Here is a 17,883-nt window from a genome sequence, read left to right as displayed (position 1 = left end):
AAAATTACCGCAATTTAAGAGTAGATAAACCAATTAACACCAACATAATGGTGATAATCCAAAAGCGCACCACCACTTGAGTTTCTTTCCAACCGAGTTTTTCGTAGTGATGATGTAAAGGAGCCATTAAAAAAATGCGACGGCCTTCACCATAACGTTTTTTGGTGTATTTATACCAAGACACTTGCAACATCACGGATAAGGTCTCGACAACAAAGACACCCCCCATAATAAAGAGTACGATTTCTTGACGTACGATGACAGCAATACAACCTAACATACCGCCTAGTGCCAAAGCGCCCACATCCCCCATAAACACTTGAGCGGGATGGGTGTTAAACCATAAGAAAGCAAGACCTGCCCCGCCAAGCGCACAACAGAGAATTAACATCTCACCGGCACCTGGAATATACGGAAAGTATAAGTAGCTGGAGTAATCTACGCGACCGACCACATAGGCAAAAATACCTAAGCCGCCACCAACCATCACCGTCGGCATAATCGCGAGGCCATCGAGACCGTCGGTAAGATTGACGGCATTACTGGAACCGACAATTACCATCCAGGTCAAGAAGACAAAGCCAAAGACGCCCAGTGGATAACTTATGCTTTTGAAAAAAGGCACGATCAGATGGGAGCGATCCGGCAAAGGCATATCAAAGCCACTTAAGACCCAGTGCTTGAATAACAACCAGACATCGCCATTTTCGGGCGCGGAAACGGCAAAGGCGAGATAAATAGCGGCTACCAAACCAATGGACATTTGCCAAAAAAACTTCTCGCGCGAAGACATACCTTCGGGATTACGATGTACAACCTTGCGATAGTCATCGACCCAACCAATGGCCCCAAAACCAAAGGTCACTAATAATACGACCCAAATAAAACGATTACTTAAGTCCGCCCACAATAACGCTGAGACACCGATACCGATTAAAATTAAGACTCCACCCATGGTTGGAGTGCCTTCTTTTTTGAGATGGGTTTCAAGCCCATAGGTTCTGACGGCCTGACCAATTTTGAGTTCAGCCAGTTTGCGGATCACCCAAGGCCCCGATAATAGGCCAATAAATAAAGCGGTGCCAAAGGTCATAATGGCGCGCATGGTGATGTACTGAAATACAGCAAAAAAACTGTAATCTTTACTTAATGCATTAAACAGCTCATAGAGCATTTTAGTAACCCCGATTTATACTTCTAACAATTGATGCACGATCCGTTCCATATGCATGGAACGGGAGCCTTTGACTAAGGCGCTTTGGATCTGATGTTTGGTCATTAAAGCCGTGATTTTATCAATCTTGTCACAATAATACGCCCCTTGACCGAAGGCATTTACAGTTTCTTGGGTGGCTTGGCCAAAACAAAATACAAAATCAATGCCCTGATGTTTTGCATAGGCGCCCACTTCGGCATGCATAGCAGGTCCATTCTCACCAACCTCAGCCATAGAACCCAACACTAAGGCCTGTGGATGCGGCAAGGTTGCCAAGACATCGATGGCAGCACGCACTGAATCAGGGTTGGCGTTGTAACTATCGTCAATTAGAATTTTGTGCGCTTGCCAAACATGCGTTTGCATGCGGCCTTGGACAGCGGCAAACTGCTGCAAACCACACTCAATATGATTTTTGTCTATACCCGCCGCGGCGCAGGCACTGGCAGCAGCCAACGCATTGCGGACATTATGCAGACCCTGTACTTGTAATTGCACCGCTTGCTGCTGGCCTTGACAATGCCACTCAAAATTCATCCCTGTCGCGAGCCTATGAATCTGCGTTGCATAACTTTGCGCCGAAGGTAGCAGCCCAAACGTATGTGTGTTAAGACCAGGGTGTTGCTCAACGATACGACGCCAACAATCACTATAGGTTTCGTCATCAGGATAAATCGCCGTACCTTGATCTCTGAGATAATGAAATACCGAGCCGTTTTCGAGGGCAACTGCCTCAACGCTTTGCATAAATTCCTGATGCTCGCGCTGAGCATTCGTCACTAAAGCCACACTTGGCTGAACCATATGAGCTAACACCGCAATCTCATTAGGATGATTCATACCCAACTCAATGACCGCTGCTTTGTGCGACGGGCGCAAACGTAATAAGGTCAAAGGGACGCCAATGTGATTATTGAGATTGCCTGCCGTGGCTAAATAATGCGGCTCACCATAGGTTTGCTTAAGGATCGAGGCAATCATCTCTTTGGTCGTGGTTTTACCATTGCTGCCCGTCACAGCTATGATTGGAATAGTAAAGCATTGACGCCAAGCTCTGGCCATCACTTGCAAGGCATATAAGGTATCCGCGACTTTAATTTGCGGCAAATCAAGCTCTTCATTGACGGTTTGTACTACCGCCGCCAAGGCTTGTTTTTCTTGGACTTGTGCCAAGAAACGATGAGCATCAAAATTTTCACCCTTGAGTGCAATGAATAACTCATTGTTTTGTAGCTTGCGTGTGTCTGTCGCGATGCTTGGCGCCGTCCGTAATAACAGGCCTAAGCGTGCCCATTCACGATCATCAGAAAAACGCCGTTGCCCCTTAATCTCTTGATAAGTCTCATGACCTTTACCCGCGATTAACACAATATCTTGGGCTTGAGCCTTGAGGGTAGCTAGCAAAATACTGTAAGGGCGCTCAACATCGGCATGTTGTAGCTGCGTAGGAGCACCTTGCAGAATATCTTGAATAATGGCGGCGGGTTCTTCAAAGCGCGGATTGTCACTCGTGACATAGGCCATGTCAGCGGCTTGCGCGACAATCTGCCCCATTAGCGGACGCTTGCTGCGATCACGATTACCCCCACACCCAAAGACACAATGAATCTGACCGCCACGCTCTTGGGCGATGGGCCGTAACGCCTCTAAAACGCGCTGCAAGGCATCAGGTGTATGAGCATAATCCACCATCACTAATGGCATGGCGGCTTGACTAGTCCTTGTGCTTGGCAAATGAATGTGTTGCATCCGCCCTTCAACAGGCACTAACTGTGACATTACTGCATCGAGCGCCTGCTCTGGACAACATTGTTGTAGTACGGCATAGACCAGTAATAAATTGCTAAGATTATGGCAACCCAAAATAGGCGTCCGCACACGACATTGATGGTCGGCTGCTGTAATCGTAAACGCCATCCCCTCATGGGTTACTTGATAATCACTCGCATGAACGCTAGCGTCTAAAGCCGTTGCACTATAGCTAATTTTGTGCTGGGCTTGGCAATTTGCATATATTCGTTGACCGGCCGCATCATCAAGATTAATGATGGCATTTTGTAATTGTGGCCACTGAAACAATAAGGCCTTGGCATTTTCATAATTCGCCATGGTGCCATGATAGTCCAAGTGATCTTGACTAAGATTGGTAAAGGCAGCGGTATGAATGCGAACCTCCTGCAGACGGCCTTGTTCTATGCCGATAGAAGAGGCTTCGAGAACTAAGTAAGAGATTTGTTGTTGGCGTAGTTGTGCGAGCACGCTTTGGACGGTCAGAATATCCGGGGTCGTGAGACTACTATTGATCCGAGTCCCATCGGGTAAAAAAGTCCCTAATGTCCCCATCACCGCACAGCTGTGACCCAATAAATTCAGGCCACTGGCAATCCAATTGGCGCATGAGGTTTTGCCATTGGTACCCGTGACAGCAATCACTTTGACAGACTCAGATGGGGCTTGATACCAGTCATCGGCTAATTGGGCCAGTTTTGCATGTAAGTTCTCAACGAATAAGTACGGAACCTTGTGAGCCTCGAGCTTGGCTTGTGCCTGTGTGAATACGGCCTGCGCATGGCTGTCGGCTTCTATTAGAACGGCTTTACAACCGTTGGCTAGCGCCTGTTCGCAGTAGGCGATGCCATGCTGTTGCAAGCCCTTACAAGCAACAAAGACATCGCTGGCTTGGATGTCTCTGGAGTCAAGTCTTAAATGAGCATGGCTACAACCTTGCTGTTGTAGCCATGTGATGATATCTGTGGAACTCATCCTCGATTACCTTTTGTTGGAGGATTACTGGCTTCTAGCACTGGGACAGTTTTAGCATCAGGGACGATACCAAGATGTTTGAGTGAAGATTCAATGATTTCTGCCACAATCGGACCGGCCACCAAACTACCATAGTAACCGGCTTTGGTTGGACGATTGATAGTGGCAGCCACGACAATTCGTGGTTTAGAGATAGGGGCTAGGCCCACAAAGGAGCCGCGGAAAGCACTATGGCTATAGGCACCATTCACAATCTGTCTAGCCGTACCACTCTTGCCGCCAATACGATAGCCTTCTACTTTGGCTTGAATTTTGGTACCGGTAGCTCCTGCCGCCGCTTCAAGCATATTACGTACATCGATGGCGACACTAGGGCTATAGACTTGTACACTTGTTGGTCGTTGTTTATTTTTGATGAGGCTAAGCGAAATCATATCGCCATCGCGCGCCAAAGCGGTGTATGCATGGGCAATTTGCAACAAGGACACTGAGACGCCATAACCATAGGACATGGTCGCTTTTTCGATGAGTTTCCAGCGCTCCCAAGGACGTAAACGGCCAGGCGCCGCGCCAGGGAAACCAATATCTGGACGTTGACCAAAACCAAGTGCCTGAAAGACTGTCCACATTTGTCTGGAGTTCAAACGCTCAGAAATCATGGTCATACCGATATTAGAAGAACGACGCAAAATCCCGGCGACATCTAGCGTACCGTTCCAACGACTCACGTCAGTAATCGTATGACCTTGGTATTGGTAGCGGCCATTACCAGTAGCGAATTTTTGGGTGCGGGTAATCGCCCCTGAATCCAATGCTAACGCCGCCACTAATGGTTTAATAATCGAGCCTGGCTCAAAAGTATCTGTAATGACGGTATTGCGCAGTGCCTTACCTTTGCGCGCAAAGGGATCGTTCGGATCATAAGAGGGATAGCTCACCATACTCAGGATCTCACCAGTGGTCGTATCAATCACCACGGCGCCACCGGATTCTGCTTGGTGTTCTTTGACGGCTTTCTCAACAGCCTTGTAGGCGATCAACTGTAATTGGCTATCGATAGTAAGTTTGACATTTTCACCATCCTTGGCCGGTTCAGCATTAAACACATCTTGTACCACACGACCGAGGCGGTCTCGCAAGACCACACGTTTACCCGGCGTACCATTGAGACTGCCATTGAGTTGTTTTTCGAGGCCCTCAATACCGAGGTTTTCAATATTGGTAAAGCCGACGATGTGCGACATTAACGGCCCTTGTGGGTAGATGCGTTTGACCTCGGGTGAAAAATAAATACCAGGGATTTTGGCGGCTTTAAGAATCTCTACATTAGCCATAGGCACTTGGCGTTTGAGATACACAAAGGTCTTGCCTTGATTTTTGGTCACGCTTTTTTGGATGTCCACAGCCTTGAGACCCGTTTGCTGAGACAAGGTTTTAAGCTGCGACATAGACGCCTGAGCCACCTCGTCTGGAATCATCCAAACCCCTGATACAGGAATACTAGTGGCTAAGAATTGACCATTTCGATCCTCTATACGGCCACGAACCGGTGGCAAAGTGATTTCACGTTCGTAACGTTTTTCGCCCTCGGCGCGGTAAAAACCACTTTGTGAAAACTGTTGAAAAGCAGCGACCCCTACCAAGACAATAATCGCGAGGATTAAGATGGCAAAGACCCATTTGCTGCGCTCAGCAAAGTACTCTTGCGATAACACAGGCGTGCTGTAACGATTATTTGGGGAGTGATGGATGGCACGTGGTGAGGGTCGAGAATTGCGCGTATAGGAATTGCGGGACTTACCGACAGGTCGATGTTTGAAAGATTTTTTGTTATCCATGTTAGTTTCCCTTGACCTGTGGTTTGAGATGTTCGACGGGTGCTAATTCAGATTCGGGTAAATACAAAATGTCGTTCACCGAAGGCGCTTGCATATCGAGTTTTTCGGTGACGACCTTATTGACGCTCATCGTATTGGTCAGATTGGCGCGTTGTAATTCCAAAAAACGCCAATCCGTTTGTAATTTCTTGGTACTTTTGGCCTCACGCTCAATATCGATATAGAGCTGGCGCTGCTCATAACGCACCGTAACGAGTGTGACTGCACTGTATAAGAACAAGGCGATTAGACTAAATAAAACGAGCTTGCTCATTGGCTGACCTCCGCCGTGGTGCGTTGCGCCACCCTGAGGGTGGCTGAACGGGCGCGTGGATTATCGCTGACCTCTTGGGCAGAGGCCTTGAGCTTGCCTAAATTAAGCAGCTGCGGCGGCGGCAATTGATCCTGCCTTAGGGGCAAACGCGCCAACTCCGCATCTAGCTTAGAAGCCGCAGCAATGGCTTGCTTAACCATACGATCCTCGAGGGAGTGAAAACTAATCACCGATAATCGACCACCCGCTTGCAATAAGCCTAGTACAGACGAGAGGGTGCTAGCGAGTTGCGATAGTTCTTGGTTGAGGTAAATCCGTATAGCTTGAAAGGTCCTTGTAGCCGGATGTTGCCCTTTTTCACGCTGCCTGACCGTATTTGCGACGAGCTCGGCAAGTTCGAGCGTAGTGCGCAACGGTTGGGATTGGCGGCGATTTGCAATCGCCTTTGCAATCTGGAAAGCATACCGTTCTTCGCCATAATCTTTTATCACTCCTTTCATGTCATCAATGCTGGCCTGAGCCAACCACTCTGCCGCAGTCATCCCACGACTTGTATCCATCCTCATGTCCAGCGGACCATCCCGCATGAACGAAAATCCTCTGGTAGCGTCATCGATTTGCGGCGATGACACGCCTAAATCCAACATAATGCCGCGGACGTGGCCAATCCCATTGTCGGCCAGGACTTGCGGCATCTGTGCAAAACCTTCGTGGACCACGGTCACTCTTGAGTCTTGTGCGGCCAGCTCCTGAGCGACAGCAATCGCTTGGGGATCCTTATCAAACACAAACAAGCGCGCCTCTGGGCTTAGGTGGCTCAATAAATAGCGACTATGACCGCCGCGACCAAAAGTGCCATCGACAAAGACACCACTCAGATGCTGCGGCGCTAAGGCATCGTGCACATGTTTGGCTTTGGGATTAAATTGCTCATCCACTAGGCCATTGACAGCCGCATGTAACAAAACTGAGCTGTGACTAAACTTTGTTGTCATGATTTAGAGAGAGAAATCTGATAAATCTTCGGGAAGTCCTGCTGCCAAATCTCGAGCCAGTACAGCCTCGTATTGCTCGGCATCCCAAAGATCGAACCGATTACCCATACCCACAAGGACCACGTCTTTGTCAATTTGCGTTTTGGCACGCAATTGTGGTGGCACTAACACTCGACCCGCTTTGTCAATATCTACATCAAAGGCATTACCGAGTAATACCCGTTGCACTCTCGCGTGCGAAGCAGGCAATTGGATCAAGCGCTCGCGCAGTTTTTCCCATTCGAAACGGGGATACACCAACAAGCTATTTTCAAAATTCAAAGTGAGCGTCAGACCCCCATGGGCCTCCTCGAGAAGGCCGTCACGATACCGAGCCGGTATAGTCATACGGCCCTTGGCATCTAACGTTAATGAATGGCTTCCCTGGAAAATCACTTTTTATCCCACTTTGTACCACTTTCTTGCACTTTCTCCCACTTTAAGACATTTTCATTTTTATAGCAAGGTAATATTGTGTTTCTTAGAAAAAAATTTGCTATTTTTCAACAACTTGCAGCGTTCCAAAAACAAAACCGCAGGTGCTGACCTATGGTCATGACCCTGCGGTTGAAGTTTAGTTTTGGAGTGTGGGTGGGAATTTATTTTTCTTTGCTTTCTAGGGCTTCCCAACGCGCAAATAATTGCGTCATTTGTTCTTCTAGTGCTTGTAATTGTGCCTGCAGTGCTTGCGCTTTGTCGGGACCCTCATTGTACAGATCAGGATCACTCAGCGCTTGTCCTAAGCGTTCTTGCTCTTGCTCGATGGCCGCTATCTTTTCAGGGATTTGCTGTAATTCCTCAGCTTCCCAAGGACTCAATTTGCTGGCTCGTTTGGGTTTATCTCCTTTTGCTTTCGGCGCCGCGGCTTTCGGAGTGGAATTCGATTGGCTTTTGCTAGACTGAGTGGGTGCCTGATCTTGACGTTGTTGCAGCCAGTCCTGATAACCACCAACATAATCGTGCCACCGGCCGTCACCCTCGTAAGCAATTGTTTGGGTAATGACATTATCCAAAAAGGCTCGATCATGACTGACCAACAGTACCGTGCCATCAAACTCTTGTAATAACTGCTCCAATAACTCCAAGGTTTCAATATCTAAATCATTGGTCGGCTCGTCCATGACTAGAACATTGGCAGGGCGCGCAAATAAACGCGCCATCAGCAAGCGCGCCCTCTCACCCCCTGATAAACTACTGACGGGTGACTGCGCACGAGCCGGTGAAAACAAAAAATCACCTAAATAACTCATCACGTGTTTGCGTTGGCCACCGATTTCTATCCATTCACTGCCCGGATTGATCACCTCCATGAGACTGGCCTCTTCATCGAGTTGGTCTCGCATCTGATCAAAATAGGCAATTTGCAGATTGGTACCGACCTTGACCCGGCCGCTGTCTGGCTGTAAAAGACCAAGGATAATTTTTAGGAGCGTGGTTTTACCTGCGCCATTGGGTCCGATTAAACCAATCCGATCGCCTCGTAAGATGGTGGTCGAGTAATCCTTAATCACGGTTTTGGAGCCAAAGGCATGGCTAATATGTTCAAGTTCCGCGACGATTTTGCCGGAGTTCTGCCCTTTATCGAGGGCAAAACTGACATTGCCCATACTTTCTCGTCGAGCCGCCCGCTCACGACGCAATTGCTCAAGGCGTCTGACACGCCCTTCATTGCGCGTGCGTCTAGCTTCAATACCTTTGCGAATCCAGACTTCTTCTTGGGCTAAAAATTTATCGAAGCGCGCATTTTGTTGTGCTTGAGCTGCGAGCCATTCGGCCTTTTTGACTTGCCATTGACTAAAGTTACCAGGGAACGAGAATAACTGACCGCGATCAAGCTCGACAATGCGTTGCGTCACATCATCCAAAAAGCACCTATCATGCGTAATAATTAAACAAGCCCCAGACATTTTGTTGAGCATCTGCGTCAACCACTGTATCCCTTCAAAATCCAAATGGTTTGTCGGCTCGTCTAGAAGTAATAAATCCGGTGCTTCGACCAGTGCTCGCGCTAAAGCGATACGTTTGCGGGTACCTCCTGATAAGCCCTCAATCAAGGCCTCTGGATTTAGATTTAGTTGGCTAATTAAACTACTCACGCGCGCGGGTCGAGACCAATCTTCTTGATCTTGATGATCGCCTAGAATACTTTGATATACCGTACTTTGCGCATCGAGCTCTGGCTCTTGCTCTACCGTCAGTACGCGTACACCGTTCTGGACAGAGACTTCACCATCATCGGCCTGCACCCGTCCGTCAAGCACCTTAAGTAAAGAAGACTTACCTGCTCCATTGCGACCAATAAGGCCAATGCGCTCGCCTTGTTGAATAGTAAAATTAACCTGATCTAATAAAGCGTGATGACCAAATGCCAAACTCGCATTCGTCAAGGTAATTAAGGTTTCTGCTGCCATAACAATGAATGCACCAAGATAATCGCTAAATAGTACATTATCCCATACTTAAAAATGGCCTTCATAAAGCCAGCACCGCGCTCGACTTTTTGCCTATGCGCTTACTGAGCCCTTTTATATTTATAAAAAAGCCATGAAATTAAGCAGTTAGCCTCTATAATCGCTACAATTGAGGCACAGAGCAAATCGGGCAATCGCGTGCACACGTACGAGGAAAGTCTGGACTCCACAGGACAAGGTAGCGGCTAACAGCCGTCCATATGTTTTCATATGAGGAATAGGGCCACAGAGACGAGGCTAACATGTGGGTATAGTTCGCTATACACTGATACGGCTTAGGTTCGCCGACCCGTATGGCATTTAGTTTTCTAAATAGCATGTTAGAGTGAAACGCGGTAACCTCTACCTGGAGCAACATCAAATAGGCATACATATCAGGTGGTCCGCTTGGGTATGCGGGTAGATGGCTTGAGTCTATGGGTAACTATAGATCTAGAGGAATGATTGCCGATCAATTTATTGATTTACAGAATCCAGCTTATAGATTTGCTCTGCAAAAAAGGCAAGTGCTCAACACTGAGCACTTGCCTTTTTTTAGGGCTGAGCTGATTGAAGATATGACTGGTATGACTACTTGACAATACTCAGGGCAAAACCATCCCAGGTCTTGCGGCCAACCAGTTGCAAAGCCAGACTATCCAATAGCGGCGAACGGCTGATACGTTGTAAATAATCGCGCGTACCCACTATATTGGCGGCTTGATTGCTTTGTTTGACGATTTTGCCACGACGCACCATATTGTCGGCAAAAATAATCGTGCCCGGGCGCGACATTTGCAACACATACTCTAAATACGTACTATTGCTGGCTTTATCAGCATCCAAGAACACAAAATCAAAAGGATCCGGCGCTTGTTGCACCAGCGTTTTGAGGCTCTCTTGGGCGGCGCCTTGAATGAGCTGGATTTTAGGCGATAAGCCCAAGACTGTAAAATTCTCTTCGGCTAATTGCGCGTACTCGGCTTTCATTTCCAGCGTGATGATTTTGCCATCGTTGGGCAAGGCCGTCGCCATCCAGGCCGTACTATAACCAGCAAGCGTGCCGACTTCGAGCACACGCTTAGCACCACTGATGCGCACTAAAAAAGCCAGTAATTTACCTTGATTTGGTGAGACTTGAATATTAGGAATCTCGGCATGGGCACAACGCTTGAGTAATTGCTGTGGCAGACTGTCCTCGTCAATAAATAAGTCCTCAAAATAATCATCAACCTCAGCCGTAAGTTCCTCTTGAATCACACCGGCTGATTTTGAATGCGCTTGACTTTGCATACAGACTCCTTTGTTGATTATCCCTGGAGTGACCAATTCAGGGTTTGTTTGGCGGCTAATGGAATTAATGATTGTCCTTCAACGTAAGGGAGCCGTTCGGGAATTTGCATGTCTTGGCGCACTAAGGTAATGGTCTCGGTATTCGTCGGTAAACCATAAAATTTAGGACCATTGAGACTTGCGAAGGCTTCGAAATGTTGCAGGCTATTTTCTTGTTCAAAGACCTGTAAATAGAGGGCTAAAGCGTGGTGTGCACTGTAACAACCCGCACAACCACAGGCTTTCTCTTTTTGGTTTTGGGCATGCGGTGCACTATCGGTCCCCAAAAAGAAGCGCGGGTTGCCACTCGTGGCCGCGCGTACTAAAGCCTGCCGATGTTTTTCGCGTTTCAAGACCGGTAAGCAATAAAAATGCGGTTGCAAACCTTTATTAAAGATGGCATTGCGATTAAAAAGCAAATGCTGAGGAGTGATGGTCGCTGCCACAGGCCCTTCAGCCTCGCGCACATAGTCGGCGGCATCGGCGGTAGTAATATGCTCAAACACCACTTTGAGCGCTGGGAAGTCGCGGCGTAACGGCGTCATCACTCTGTCAATAAAGACGGCTTCGCGGTCAAAGATATCGATATTAGGATCATTGACCTCACCATGCACGAGCAAGGGCATATCCGCCGCCTGTAGCGCCTCAAGAACCTGACGACAATACTTGAGAAGATCGGTCACGCCCTCGTCAGAATTGGTGGTCGCACCGGCAGGATAGAGCTTAACCGCCTTGATGAAACCACTAGCGGCCGCAGCTTTGATTTCGGCAGCGGGGGTATTGTCGGTTAAATATAAGGTCATGAGCGGCTCGAAACTATCGGCCGCAATACCATTATGAGCCATCGCTTGCAAAATCCGCTGACGATACTGCTCCGCTAAGGCCACTGTGGTGACAGGGGGTTGCAAATTAGGCATGATGATGGCCCGCGCGAACTGTCGACAGGTGTCAGCCACCACCGCTTGTAAGGCTTGGCCATCACGCAGATGTAAATGCCAATCATCGGGTTTGATAATGCTAATTTGTTGTGTTGTCATGGAGGTACAAGCCTTTTTAAATCAAAAAATAATCGGCTTTATTTTAACGCCTTATAGGAAGTAGTTTATTTTTCTGGAAAATTTAGCTTACAATACAAATCCTAATGGTGCTGTCGGCACCCTTATGAAACCCATTAACAAGGAGCATTTATGCCTTCTAAAAAATCTGCAAGCAAAAAAGCACCTAACAACGCTTTCATGAAACCCGTTACGCCAAGCGCCGAATTAGCAAAAGTAGTTGGCTCTGAACCATTACCACGCACCGAAGTGACCAAAAAACTTTGGGACTATATCAAGAGCAATAACTTACAAGACCCAGCTAACCGCCGTAACATCAACGCTGACGACAAATTACGCCCAATCTTTGGTAAAGACCAAGTTAATATGTTTGAAATGACTAAACTTGTCAGCGCTCACCTTAAATCATAAGTAACGCGACTGGTTTTTTCTCGAATACAATCTTTGTAACGCCAACCTATGCTAGTCTTAACATAGGTTGATTTACAAAATTTAATTTTCTCCATAGGAGGTTCAGCATGTTCCACGAATTCCGTGATTTAATCGCCGAGCTACGCCAAAACGACAACCATTTTGCGGCTTTATTTGATAAGCACAACAAACTGGATGACGATATCAAACGTCTCAGTAACGATCCAGTCGCCGCCACTGCAGAACCAGAACAAATCGAAACCCTAAAAAAAGAAAAACTAGCACTTAAAGACGAAATCTACCGCATCTTGCAAAGCAAAAGCAAAACAGCGTCTTAATCAGTGATCGATTGCTTCGATTTGACAGCCCCAACGTCCGCCACTGTGCGGGCGTTTTTTTATTTACCTCTTCCCTCCCGTTATGCAAATCCTAGGGTTCACCAGCGAGCACGTTAAATAAAAGCCCCTCGCCATCGGCTAAGGGGCTATGAAGCTATGAGGTTGAGGTGTGAAGGGGTTGAGAGCTTAGAGCGCCGACTAACTTAGGGCGATTCTTTGCGAATGGAACGCTAAGCACGCTGGCGACTAGCGCGTACTAATGGTGTATAAAAAAACCTCAACACGACGATTGAGACGACGCCCTTCTGGCGTTTTGTTGTCGGCGATCGGGTCTTGGGCGGCACGGCCTTCTGTGCTCACACGCGTGGGCACAATACCGCGACGTTGCGTGAGGTAATTGGCGACCGCCATGGCACGATTTTCGGAGAGGGGTTGGTTAATGCCGTTATTACCACTGCTATCGGCGTGGCCAACGACTTTTATCCGAACTTCGGGATGCTGGTTAGTGGCCATGGCAATACGATCTAAGACAGGGAAGATGCTCGCTTTGAGATCATATTGAGAGCTATCAAAAGCGGCACTCTCTGGAATATTAATGCGTAGCGTACCATCATCCTGACGGACCGTCGTGACCCCCAGACGACGCGTACTCGCGTTATCGATGATATTGATCGCTGGATTCCAATTGTAGCGTTGGATATGGCCCGTCACGGTACCAATCCCTACCCCAAAGCCACGCGCATGGGTGACGTTGTCATTTTGTGGGTCTGGCATCGATGGGCTTACTGGGCCGGTAGATTCAGAACTGGCGCAGGCTGCCAGCGCAAGCACTAAGAGGCTGGTCCCGGTGATACGTAATAAACCTTGCATGAGTCTCTCCTTTGCGATTCATAAATCTTAATCTTAACTGAATTTGCTGCTGTCTTGACTGCGCTAAAGCCCTTAGGGGCACGCGTTAAGCCTTAGCGTCTAGCAACATCACTAGTTTAAAATCCAGATGCGTCGCCAAGCGATAGGTCAATTGCTGGTACTCAACATACCCTCTGTCAGGATGATTAAAGCCTCTTACGCCACCCTCACGACCTTCGACTACTTGGCGCTCCCACCAATAATTGAAGACATCACTTTGTTGGCGCAAACGCTCAATCTCTGCTAAGACCTTATTATCTTCTAGATAGGCACTGACGTCAGCTCGAAATTCCGATACCGAACGTTTGGCCCGTTGCTCCCATCGGTCTACAAATACACGCGCTTTTGGATTCAAAAAGATGAAATCCAATAAAGAGTTATTTTTGCCCTCTTTGGGCCAACCAAAAAATAACTCTTCAAAGGGTTTATTGAAATACAGAATATTCCAGTATCTGTCTAGGATATAAGCGGGATCGGTGATTTTTTTTACACAAAGTTCGAGCTCTGCGGGTAGACTGGCGAGCTCGACCTTGCCCTGGTCAGGATCAGAGATACCCGCTAATTCGAATAAATAAGCCCGCTCTGTAGGGTTGAGATGGAGGGTATCGGCCAAACTAGACCAAACACTACTAGAGACCTTGACGTCCCGTCCTTGTTCGATCCAGGTATACCAGGTGACACTAATGCCACATAACTGCGCCGCCTCTTCTCGGCGTAGACCTGGGGTGCGACGCCGACCGATGGCGGGCAGTCCAGCCATGGCTGGCGTGATTCTTGCTCTGGCATTGCGTAGAAAATCTGCTAACGCCTGCCTCCTAACCGAAGTAGATATTATTTTTGATTGATTGTTTGGCAATGCCAACTCCTTACTGCCAGCCACGTAAGGTTACTGAGATGCTAAACCTCACTGCTGCAGTTCAACTGTTGTTCATTTTTATTTTGTCTTTACAGAGCCTAGCCCTAAAGATTTGCAAAGGCCTTTGCTGAATCGTCAGAATGCCGAACTGTAATTTTACTGTATTTTGTTTTTTTAAAAATTGATAATTGTAAATTATTTTGATCTACTATTTAATTAATTGATTGCATTTTTTAATTATATAAATATTTCAAATATAAACTATTTTTTAAATAAACCCTCAAGCACGCTGCAACGCGGCTAAGCAGGATGGCTGGCCTAGGAATTTACCTAGCTTTACTTTTGGGGCCAGTCGCTCTATAACAAAAGATAGAACTTGTCGCTTATAAGGAGAATGCATGATGACTAGCCCATTTATTTTTTCCAAAAAACTTCTCGGTTTAGCAAGTAGCACACTGATCGCCAGCAGCTTGGCTTTTTCGGCACATGCCGCCGATGAACTCGATGGTACGAGCTGGCGCACCATCAACGAGGACACCCATCAAGCTGAGTCTGTCATCACCTTCAAAAAACAAGGTGACGGCACCTACAATGGCATCGTCACAAAAGTCCTCAAAGAAGAGCCCACTGGGGTTTGCGAAGAATGCAAAGGTAAATACCACAAGAAATCTCTGCAAGGCGCTGTCATTGCCAAAGGCCTAAAGGCAAATGGTCCGGGCAAATATTCTGACGGCCATATCTATGACCCTGTCAACGACAAAACCTACAGCATGAAAGCAGAAATCACCAAGGGCGGCATGGCCCTTAAGGTCAGGGGGTTCTTGGGTGTTTCTTTGCTGGGCCGCAGCCAAGAATGGCAAAAAGCTAATTAATTAATGGTCGCGATCGTGGCTAGTGTTTGAGGTTTTCAGCTTGGCGTGCAATCGCCACGGCCGCACACACACCATCAGCCATAGCCGTCACCACACTTGGGTGTTGCCGCTGACTTAACTCCCCAATCGCATATAGATTGGGGATATTCATTTCGCAGCTCGAAAAATCTGGAATGAGGTAACCCTTGGCATCGCGTTTTAAGGGCAAATGCTGTGCATAGGCTAGCGTGGGCTCATAGCCATAAAACACCAACACCACATCAAACGCCTGCTGATTGACCCGTAAGTGCTCAGCATCAAAATCATAAGCTCCGACCTGTACCATCGTGTTGGGAATTTGAGCGACAAAGCGCTGCCTAGCTCGCACATGACGCGCAAAAATCTGCAGGCTTTCAAGGTGACCTTGTTGTAGCAAGCGGATGGCGTTTTCAAAGGCGTTATCGCCGCCCCCGAGAACCGCTACTTTTTTGCCCCTGAAGTCATACTTATTGAGTGCGGGACTTGCACCGACAATAATGGCCTGGCGGACGGGTGAATCAGGCGCCAACTGTTGCACGGACTCAGCCCTCTTAAAGTGCACGCCACTGGCTAACACGACAAACTTAGCACTGAAAATATGTGACTGACATTGCACTCTAAAACCTGCTTGATTGGCTTGCTGATCCAGTCGTAGCACGCGACTGTGCGTTTGCAGAGGTAATTGCCACTGCTCAACGGTGGCCTGCAGGCGCTTTGCGGTTTCGAGACCTGTCATATCGCTTTGCAGTGCATTCCAACTATCAATAAAAGGGTTTTGTGCACAAATCCCGCCTACCTCTGCATTCACCTCCAGCAACAATGCCGATACCCCTAGCTGCTTGAGCCAGAGAGCGCAAGACACACCCGCTGCACCAGCGCCAATAATGATGACTTCATAGTCCATGCTTTTGCCTCATTAATGATCCATGCCCATGCTCTTTGGCGCTGCTGCGCGAACCCATGGAATTTTTGTGAAGAACTCGCTTGCATTAGGCAAGGCTCGTCTTAAACTATTTAAAATAATAGTTTACAAATGATATGGCAATTCTCATGGCAATTACGCAAATTTTTTTCAAGCAATTATCAGTCAACACCAGTGTGGGTGTCTTAAATCACGAAATCAACAAATACCAACGGGTATTGATTGATGTGAGTCTCGATATTACCCTATCGGACGACACCATTAATGACACGGATATCGCCAGTGTCTTGGATTATCGCTTTATTCGTAATGCCATCATCGAAGAATGCCACCAAAAACATGTGCATTTGATTGAAGTCCTTGGCACGCAAATTGCGCAACGATTAATTCGCGATTTTGCAGAAGTCAGTACAGTCCGCTTACGTATTAGCAAACCTGAAGCCTTTGGTGATTGTGAAGCCGTAGGGATCGAATGCATTGAACATCGCCATTCCGCCTAATTTTGTCCCCATTTCTCCTATCCACATCACTATGTTATCTGCACCTCAAGATCCTCAGCCCAATTCCGATACACTCGACCTAAAGCAACGCAGCGAGCAATCGCAACGCAAACGCCAGAACCAAAATAAGCTCAGCAAAAAAATCATTCGCGAAACCTCTAAGGCGATTCTCGACTACAACATGATCGAGGACGGCGATAAAGTGATGGTGTGTTTATCGGGGGGCAAGGATTCTTATACGCTCTTAGATGTCCTGATGACGTTACAGAGCCGCGCGCCGATTCGTTTTGAGTTGGTCGCCGTTAACTTGGATCAAAAACAACCGGGCTTTCCAGCGCATGTCTTGCCAGAATACCTGAGTAGTCTCCAGGTTCCTTTTCATATTGAAAACCAAGACACATATTCGATTGTCAAACGGGTCATACCAGAAGGTAAAACTACCTGTTCCCTATGTTCACGCTTGCGCCGCGGCATTCTGTATCGCGTCGCCGAGGAACTGGGCGCTAACAAAATCGCTCTGGGTCATCATCGGGACGATATTATTGCCACTTTCTTCTTGAATTTGTTTTACGCGGCCAGGCTCAAGGCCATGCCACCTAAGCTCGTCTCTGATAACGGCAAACATACCGTGATCCGGCCCTTAGCCTATGTCGCCGAGAGTGACATTATTAAATTTGCACGCTTCAAAGAATTCCCTATCATCCCTTGCAATCTGTGCGGCTCTCAAGAAAATCTCAAACGTGCCGAAATCAATCAAATGATTCGCGATTGGGAGCGTCAAAGTCCCAAAAAAGTGTGGAATATTTTTAAATCTTTGGCCAATACCGTGCCTTCACACTTAATGGATAAGCAATTATTTGATTTTGTGGGGCTGCAACCTACAGGATTGAGCAATCCAGAAGGCGACATCGCCTTTGATAGCGAACAATTTGACGATCTCCAAGAGGATCTTGAGTTAGCGTCCTATGAGGAATACCAAGCCCAGCAGAGCTCTAATGGCCCTACCGAGACTGACAAAGCACCCAAAAAATACATTAACATCCAACACTTATAAGG

General features: G+C 47.5%; 17 protein-coding genes and 1 other RNA gene. 6 read left to right on the top strand and 12 right to left on the bottom strand.

Annotation, left to right across the window (positions count from 1 at the left end):
* Positions 1-4: 4 nt before the first annotated feature.
* The 7 genes from mraY to Q335_RS0105235 form a co-directional block, all read right to left on the bottom strand.
* Positions 5-1,174: a phospho-N-acetylmuramoyl-pentapeptide-transferase gene (gene mraY / locus Q335_RS0105265; RefSeq protein WP_028357737.1), complete on the bottom strand. Its 1,170-nt coding sequence runs from the start codon at positions 1,172-1,174 to the stop codon at positions 5-7.
* A 15-nt stretch (positions 1,175-1,189) separates the two neighbouring features.
* A complete protein-coding gene (gene murF / locus Q335_RS0105260; protein ID WP_028357736.1) occupies positions 1,190-3,979 on the bottom strand; it encodes a bifunctional UDP-N-acetylmuramoyl-L-alanyl-D-glutamate--2,6-diaminopimelate ligase MurE/UDP-N-acetylmuramoyl-tripeptide--D-alanyl-D-alanine ligase MurF in 2,790 nt (929 codons plus the stop codon).
* Entirely contained in the window at positions 3,976-5,817 is a 1,842-nt protein-coding gene (locus Q335_RS0105255; protein ID WP_028357735.1) for a peptidoglycan D,D-transpeptidase FtsI family protein, read from the bottom strand. Before Q335_RS0105255 ends, murF begins: the two co-directional genes overlap by 4 nt.
* 1 nt (position 5,818) lies before the next feature.
* Positions 5,819-6,130: a cell division protein FtsL gene (gene ftsL / locus Q335_RS0105250; protein WP_028357734.1), complete on the bottom strand. Its 312-nt coding sequence runs from the start codon at positions 6,128-6,130 to the stop codon at positions 5,819-5,821.
* Positions 6,127-7,125 (bottom strand): 16S rRNA (cytosine(1402)-N(4))-methyltransferase RsmH, encoded by a 999-nt coding sequence (gene rsmH / locus Q335_RS0105245; protein WP_028357733.1) that lies wholly within the window; start codon positions 7,123-7,125, stop codon positions 6,127-6,129. Before rsmH ends, ftsL begins: the two co-directional genes overlap by 4 nt.
* Before the next feature lie 3 nt (positions 7,126-7,128).
* Positions 7,129-7,557, bottom strand: coding sequence for a division/cell wall cluster transcriptional repressor MraZ (gene mraZ, locus Q335_RS0105240; RefSeq protein WP_028357732.1), 429 nt, complete (start codon positions 7,555-7,557; stop codon positions 7,129-7,131).
* A 206-nt stretch (positions 7,558-7,763) separates the two neighbouring features.
* Positions 7,764-9,575 (bottom strand): ATP-binding cassette domain-containing protein, encoded by a 1,812-nt coding sequence (locus Q335_RS0105235; RefSeq protein ID WP_028357731.1) that lies wholly within the window; start codon positions 9,573-9,575, stop codon positions 7,764-7,766.
* A 178-nt stretch (positions 9,576-9,753) separates the two neighbouring features.
* On the opposite strand from Q335_RS0105235, the gene rnpB reads away from it, so the two are divergent.
* An RNA gene (gene rnpB / locus Q335_RS10055) (RNase P RNA component class A) lies at positions 9,754-10,132 on the top strand.
* A gap of 73 nt (positions 10,133-10,205) precedes the next feature.
* Here rnpB and Q335_RS0105225 read toward each other — a convergent pair.
* Both Q335_RS0105225 and pyrC read right to left on the bottom strand, forming a co-directional pair.
* On the bottom strand, positions 10,206-10,907 hold the full coding sequence (locus tag Q335_RS0105225; RefSeq protein ID WP_038369417.1) for an O-methyltransferase: 702 nt from the start codon (positions 10,905-10,907) through the stop codon (positions 10,206-10,208).
* A 17-nt stretch (positions 10,908-10,924) separates the two neighbouring features.
* Positions 10,925-11,983 carry a dihydroorotase gene (pyrC, locus tag Q335_RS0105220; protein ID WP_028357729.1) on the bottom strand — a complete coding sequence of 353 codons (1,059 nt, stop codon included), beginning with the start codon at positions 11,981-11,983 and terminating at the stop codon, positions 10,925-10,927.
* A 150-nt stretch (positions 11,984-12,133) separates the two neighbouring features.
* On the opposite strand from pyrC, the gene Q335_RS0105215 reads away from it, so the two are divergent.
* Positions 12,134-12,412, top strand: coding sequence for an SWIB/MDM2 domain-containing protein (locus Q335_RS0105215; protein WP_028357728.1), 279 nt, complete (start codon positions 12,134-12,136; stop codon positions 12,410-12,412).
* Positions 12,413-12,519: 107 nt separating this feature from the next.
* Positions 12,520-12,750: an HP1242/YdcH family protein gene (locus tag Q335_RS0105210; protein WP_028357727.1), complete on the top strand. Its 231-nt coding sequence runs from the start codon at positions 12,520-12,522 to the stop codon at positions 12,748-12,750.
* A 246-nt stretch (positions 12,751-12,996) separates the two neighbouring features.
* Here the strand turns inward: Q335_RS0105210 and Q335_RS09380 are convergent, their stop codons facing one another.
* Positions 12,997-13,620 carry an OmpA family protein gene (locus Q335_RS09380; protein ID WP_051532315.1) on the bottom strand — a complete coding sequence of 208 codons (624 nt, stop codon included), beginning with the start codon at positions 13,618-13,620 and terminating at the stop codon, positions 12,997-12,999.
* A gap of 85 nt (positions 13,621-13,705) precedes the next feature.
* Positions 13,706-14,539, bottom strand: coding sequence for a helix-turn-helix transcriptional regulator (locus tag Q335_RS0105200; protein WP_342664085.1), 834 nt, complete (start codon positions 14,537-14,539; stop codon positions 13,706-13,708).
* Between the two features lie 374 nt (positions 14,540-14,913).
* Here Q335_RS0105200 and Q335_RS0105195 point away from each other — a divergent pair, with 374 nt between their 5' ends.
* Entirely contained in the window at positions 14,914-15,387 is a 474-nt protein-coding gene (locus Q335_RS0105195) for a DUF2147 domain-containing protein (protein ID WP_051532313.1), read from the top strand.
* A 19-nt stretch (positions 15,388-15,406) separates the two neighbouring features.
* On the opposite strand, the gene Q335_RS0105190 is transcribed toward Q335_RS0105195, so the two are convergent.
* On the bottom strand, positions 15,407-16,309 hold the full coding sequence (locus tag Q335_RS0105190) for an NAD(P)/FAD-dependent oxidoreductase (protein WP_028357724.1): 903 nt from the start codon (positions 16,307-16,309) through the stop codon (positions 15,407-15,409).
* 146 nt (positions 16,310-16,455) lie between these two features.
* Between Q335_RS0105190 and Q335_RS0105185 the strand changes: the two genes are divergently transcribed.
* Complete coding sequence (locus tag Q335_RS0105185) at positions 16,456-16,827, top strand: dihydroneopterin aldolase (protein ID WP_028357723.1); 372 nt, start codon at positions 16,456-16,458, stop codon at positions 16,825-16,827.
* Positions 16,828-16,858: 31 nt separating this feature from the next.
* Positions 16,859-17,881, top strand: a complete 1,023-nt coding sequence (gene ttcA / locus Q335_RS09375; protein ID WP_084493572.1) for a tRNA 2-thiocytidine(32) synthetase TtcA — start codon at positions 16,859-16,861, stop codon at positions 17,879-17,881.
* Positions 17,882-17,883 lie beyond the last annotated feature (2 nt).

Source organism: Brackiella oedipodis DSM 13743 (genome assembly GCF_000621025.1).
In the GTDB taxonomy this organism is placed as follows: domain Bacteria; phylum Pseudomonadota; class Gammaproteobacteria; order Burkholderiales; family Burkholderiaceae_B; genus Oligella; species Oligella oedipodis.
The sequence above is the reverse complement of the archived record's forward strand: the minus strand, read 5'-3'. Positions and strand labels throughout refer to the sequence as shown.

What these genes read in the sequence shown, in the direction of transcription:
- mraY (WP_028357737.1), bottom strand. Translation starts at nt 1,174, where the DNA reads ATGCTCTATGAGCTGTTTAATGCATTAAGTAAAGATTACAGTTTTTTT.
- murF (WP_028357736.1), bottom strand. Translation starts at nt 3,979, where the DNA reads ATGAGTTCCACAGATATCATCACATGGCTACAACAGCAAGGTTGTAGC.
- Q335_RS0105255 (WP_028357735.1), bottom strand. Translation starts at nt 5,817, where the DNA reads ATGGATAACAAAAAATCTTTCAAACATCGACCTGTCGGTAAGTCCCGC.
- ftsL (WP_028357734.1), bottom strand. Translation starts at nt 6,130, where the DNA reads ATGAGCAAGCTCGTTTTATTTAGTCTAATCGCCTTGTTCTTATACAGT.
- rsmH (WP_028357733.1), bottom strand. Translation starts at nt 7,125, where the DNA reads ATGACAACAAAGTTTAGTCACAGCTCAGTTTTGTTACATGCGGCTGTC.
- Q335_RS0105235 (WP_028357731.1), bottom strand. Translation starts at nt 9,575, where the DNA reads ATGGCAGCAGAAACCTTAATTACCTTGACGAATGCGAGTTTGGCATTT.
- Q335_RS0105225 (WP_038369417.1), bottom strand. Translation starts at nt 10,907, where the DNA reads ATGCAAAGTCAAGCGCATTCAAAATCAGCCGGTGTGATTCAAGAGGAA.
- pyrC (WP_028357729.1), bottom strand. Translation starts at nt 11,983, where the DNA reads ATGACAACACAACAAATTAGCATTATCAAACCCGATGATTGGCATTTA.
- Q335_RS0105215 (WP_028357728.1), top strand. Translation starts at nt 12,134, where the DNA reads ATGCCTTCTAAAAAATCTGCAAGCAAAAAAGCACCTAACAACGCTTTC.
- Q335_RS0105210 (WP_028357727.1), top strand. Translation starts at nt 12,520, where the DNA reads ATGTTCCACGAATTCCGTGATTTAATCGCCGAGCTACGCCAAAACGAC.
- Q335_RS09380 (WP_051532315.1), bottom strand. Translation starts at nt 13,620, where the DNA reads ATGCAAGGTTTATTACGTATCACCGGGACCAGCCTCTTAGTGCTTGCG.
- Q335_RS0105195 (WP_051532313.1), top strand. Translation starts at nt 14,914, where the DNA reads ATGATGACTAGCCCATTTATTTTTTCCAAAAAACTTCTCGGTTTAGCA.
- Q335_RS0105190 (WP_028357724.1), bottom strand. Translation starts at nt 16,309, where the DNA reads ATGGACTATGAAGTCATCATTATTGGCGCTGGTGCAGCGGGTGTGTCT.
- Q335_RS0105185 (WP_028357723.1), top strand. Translation starts at nt 16,456, where the DNA reads ATGGCAATTACGCAAATTTTTTTCAAGCAATTATCAGTCAACACCAGT.
- ttcA (WP_084493572.1), top strand. Translation starts at nt 16,859, where the DNA reads ATGTTATCTGCACCTCAAGATCCTCAGCCCAATTCCGATACACTCGAC.